Here is a 1,080-nt window from a genome sequence, read left to right as displayed (position 1 = left end):
GGTCTTCCACCATTGCTTTCTCAAGGGCTTGTACCGATTTATCTCGGCCTACATCTAAATGAAGTACCATCGTTGGATATACAAGCAGTCCTCTAAGCGGCAGGAGGGGGACGATGATTTCTTTATCAGTCATTTCCTGACACCTCCATCTAATTAGTATCGTCGTTGTAAACTATTTACCCATGTTCTCAACCTTTTAACAATTCTATCCTATTTATATAGAAGTGTCTATTTGTTTACCTTAACACGTTTCTACTGCTTTTATTATCTCCAATATTAGATAAAAAAGCACGTATGAACAAGCTATTATTTTTCTGTTAGGTTTATTTCGAGAAATTGTTATGGTCCTTAAAATGCCCCGGTCTGATCAAACCGGGGCCATTCTTTTATACACTTTCTTTTTTCGATAGGTCCAAGGATGTGAGAATTTGTTCCGACATCAACTCTTTTTTCAGTGCCCGGTCAAATACTTCTTTCACATTCGAAACGGGAATGATCTCAATATCCTTGATTTCTTGGAGCAATGGCTGCATGTTTTCTGATGGAATGATTACTGTCTTTGCTCCAGCCAGTTTTGCAGCCTTGATTTTCGGAATGACTCCGCCAATCGGTTTAACGCCGCCATGAATGCTGATTTCTCCAGTCATCGCTAGTGTGTGATCAACAGGGATTTTATAGATTGCCGAGTAAATACCTGTAGCCATTGCAATTCCCGCTGAAGGGCCATCTACAGGACTTCCACCAGGAAAGTTTACATGGATATCAAATTGGTCGGCCGGCACTCCCATCGAACGTAAAACCGTGATTACATTTTCAATTGAACCTTTTGCCATGCTCTTGCGGCGAATTGATTTCCCATTCCCCCCGCCGATGCTTTCTTCTTCAACAATACCGGTTATATTTATCGAACCGGTTTCATTGGAGGCCGCCATAACTGTTACCTCAATTTCTAGCAATGCCCCGCTGTTGGGCCCGTATACGGCAAGACCGTTAACGAGGCCAATTTTTGAATTAGATTCAATTTTCCGATCCATTCGCGGTGTCAGTTGGCTGCTATGAGCCATCCAATCAATATCTTCT

At 42.0% G+C, this 1,080-nt stretch carries 2 protein-coding genes; both read right to left on the bottom strand.

All coding sequences use genetic code 11. The features are described 5' to 3' along the window. On the bottom strand, positions 1–133 hold a 133-nt coding region (locus AC1DUW_RS30100), incomplete at its 3' end, for an LON peptidase substrate-binding domain-containing protein (protein WP_477644352.1). A 253-nt stretch (positions 134–386) separates the two neighbouring features. Continuing rightward, a partial coding sequence (locus AC1DUW_RS30095; protein WP_477644351.1) for a S16 family serine protease occupies positions 387–1,080 on the bottom strand: 694 nt, incomplete at its 5' end.

Source organism: Peribacillus sp. P4_C12 (assembly GCF_056402095.1).
The sequence above is the reverse complement of the archived record's forward strand: the minus strand, read 5'-3'. Positions and strand labels throughout refer to the sequence as shown.